The 3228-nt window shown below is 61.9% G+C and carries 2 protein-coding genes; one reads left to right on the top strand and one right to left on the bottom strand.

The features are described from left to right. Window positions 1-717: ATP dependent DNA ligase (locus AC1DUU_RS27260; protein ID WP_476786477.1), on the top strand; the 717-nt coding region annotated here is incomplete at its 5' end. Here the strand turns inward: AC1DUU_RS27260 and ligD are convergent. Then, window positions 718-3228 (bottom strand): DNA ligase D (gene ligD, locus AC1DUU_RS27255; RefSeq protein ID WP_476786476.1); only part of this gene is annotated, 2511 nt, incomplete at its 5' end.

The following is a 3228-nucleotide window of genomic DNA, read 5'->3' as shown; positions in this document are numbered from 1 at the left end:
ATGGTGAAGCAGTCGTGCTCGACAAAACGCTCGGATTTCGGAGCGTTGCAGAGGCCGCTGGGCGGATGCGGCGGCAAGAGAGTATCAACCGAATCCGTACTCAACGCGTTCGACCTGCTCTATCTCGACGGGCACGATCTCACCGGCTCGGACCTCTCTCTGCGCCGTCATCTGCTAGAAGACATGGTGTTGCCAGGCGGCAACGGGGCGATCCGGCTTTCGGAGGAAGTGAAAGCCGATGTTGCCCAACTCCTCGAACACGCGTGTAAGGTCGGGCTCGAAGGCATTATCGCCAAGCAGCGCCATAAGCCCTATCGATCGGGTCGCACCGGCGACTGGCTGAAGATCAAATGTGTCCAGAGCGAGAGCTTCATAATTGTCGGCTATGAGGCGTCGGCGGTCGCGCGCGGCGGGATCGGTAGCCTGCTGCTCGCCGCCAAACGTGGATATGATTTGGTCTATGTCGGCTCCGTCGGAACTAGCTTTAACGGCAATGATGCTACCTTTCTTCGCACGGCGCTCGACAGGCTCAGGACGAAGACGCCCTCTGTTCCCTTGAAGGGGAAGCGCATGGTCTTCGCGGAGCCGACGCTTATTGCTGAGATCGAATTCCGCGGCTGGACGAATGATGGCAGTTTGCGTCACGCTTCCTATAAAGGGCTGCGCGAGGTTCAGGACCATGCGGCGGTGTTCGACATCACCAATCGCGGCATCTGATCAGGCCGCTGTTTTCGATTTTGCCAGCCGCTTGATCGCCGCCTCTAGCGGCCGATGGCTGTCTCCATAGTCTGTCCAGGCAGTGCTCTTTACCAGCAGCTGGGGAACGGTACGGATCGTGAAGCGCGTCGGGTCGAGGTTGGTTTTCACCTGAGCCCAGGTAAGCGGCATCGAGACGGTCGCGCCGGGCCGCGCGCGCGGCGAGAGCGGGGCCACCGCTGTCGCCATGCGATCATTGCGAAGATAGTCAAGGAAGATGCGGCCGTGGCGCTGGTTCTTGGCCATCTTGGTCAGGTAGAGCTCGGAATTGTCGCGCGCCATCTGCAGGCAGACATCGTGTGCGAAGCCCTTGGCCTCCGGCCAGGTGAGCTTGCTGCGCTTGGCGACCGTGAGGGGCGTCACTACATGCAGCCCCTTTCCGCCGGTCGTTTTGCAGAAGCTGACAAGCCCGAGATCGTCGAGGCGTTCTCGCATTTCCTTTGCCGCCTCAACCACCCTCGACAAGGGCACATCCGGGCCRGGATCTAGATCGAACACGAGCCGACCCGGCACTTCCGGCTGTTGTGGCGCGCAATTCCAGGGGTGCAGTTCGACAGCACCGATCTGCGCGACTGCAATAAGGCCTTCCACGCGGTCGATCTGAAGATACGGCTTCTTGTCGCCGAAAACCGTTACAAGTTCTAGAAGGTTGGATGTTCCGGGCATGGCGTGGCGCTGGAAGAATTGCTCGCCGCCAATCCCGTCCGGCGCACGGATGATTGAGCACGGCCGGCCCCTGATATGCTCGATAAGCCACGAACCCACTGCTTCATGATACCGGGCGAGGTCCTCCTTGGTGACGGGCCCGCCATCATTGGCATCAGGCCAGAGCGGCTTGTCGGGGTTCGATATGAGCACCCCCATAATATCGACCTTACCCCCGCGCCGACCAGGTTTCGACGTGGGCGCGACCGGCTGCTGCACTTCCGTCTTTGCCGGCGATGCCGGCTTCTCGGCTTCCACCTCTGTCGCCGGCTTGTCTTCGCGTAGCCCCTTGAAGGCGGCCTGGCGAACGAGCCCATCGGACGTCCAGCCGGCGAACTCGATCTCAGCCACCAGCTCCGGCTTGAGCCAGAGGACACCTGCCTCCTTTTTTGGCGCGCCGATGCCGGTGAAGGGAGACTTCGCCGTTTCCAGCGCCTTCAGCTTCGGTAGCAGGTCCTTGACCTTGCCTGCGCCGTAGCCTGTCCCGACGCGCCCGACATAGACGAAATCGTCGCCGTGATTGACGCCGACCAGGAGCGACCGGAATTTGCCGTTCGTGGTGGCATAGGCTCCGATGACGACTTCGTGCCCGGCCCGGCACTTCGACTTCGCCCATGTCTCCACCCGCCCGGAAACGTAAGGCGCGTCGGCGCGCTTCGACACAATGCCTTCGAGTGACATCCGGCAGGCCGAACGCAGGACTGCCTCGCCGCCGGTTTCAAAATGCTCGACGAAGCGCAGGCGGGCGTCCTCGCCTGCGTCCGAGAGAAATTTTTCCAATCGCGCTTTGCGGTCGCTCAGCGGTAGGGCACGCAGATCCTTCCCACCTTCAAACAGGAGGTCGAAGGCGAAATAAACGAGCGCGTCGGTCTTGCCTTCGGAAAGGGCCGCCTGGAGCGCGGCAAAGTCCGGAGCGCCGTTGTCGTCCAGCGCGCATATCTCGCCATCGATGATCGCATCCGGCAGCTTGCTGGCGGCCCGCGCGATGGCCGGATATTTGGCGGTCCAGTCGAGGCCCTTGCGGGTCTTCAAGGTGGCCTCGCCCTCCTGCACGCGGATCTGGATGCGGTAGCCATCGAATTTGATCTCGTGCAGCCATCCGGGTCCCGACGGCGGACGCGCAAGGGTCTTGCAAAGCTGCGGCGCGATGAAATCGGGAAGATCGGCGGCCGCGATAGTGCTACGTTTCTTCTTTCCGCGATCCTCCGCCTCGCGCTCCTCGGCAGCGAGACCTGTGCGGCTGTCCCAGACCGCGTCGGCTTCCACCTTACCGCCTTGCAGCATGAAGGGTTTCGGCTTGCGTCCCTTGCCGGCGGCGATCGCATCCATGGTGCGACCGGACGCGACTGAGGTATCGCTCTCTTCGAGGATCGCAGCGCCGTTCGTTTCCACAGCAAATTGGTCGCGATGCTTGATTAAAAGCCAATTTGTGCGTTTGCCCCCTTCCCGGTCGTTGGCCATGCGGACCAGCACGAAGCTGCCATGCAGTCGCATTCCTTTGAGCGTGAACTTGAAATCGCCCTTCGCCAGCGCCTGCTCGGGACTTTTCTTGCCCTCCGGCTCCCAATACCCGCGGTCCCACAGCATGACCGTGCCGCCGCCATACTGTCCCTTGGGAATGGTTCCTTCGAAATCGCCATAGTCGAGCGGATGATCTTCGACCTCGACGGCCAGGCGCTTGTCATGGGGATCGAGCGACGGACCGCGGGTCACAGCCCAGGATTTGAAGACACCGTCGAGCTCGAGCCGCAGATCGTAGTGCAGGCG

Source organism: Aminobacter sp. P4_H6_2, assembly GCF_056400805.1.
Note: the sequence above shows the minus strand (reverse complement) of the source record. Positions and strands in the feature narration are given on the sequence as shown.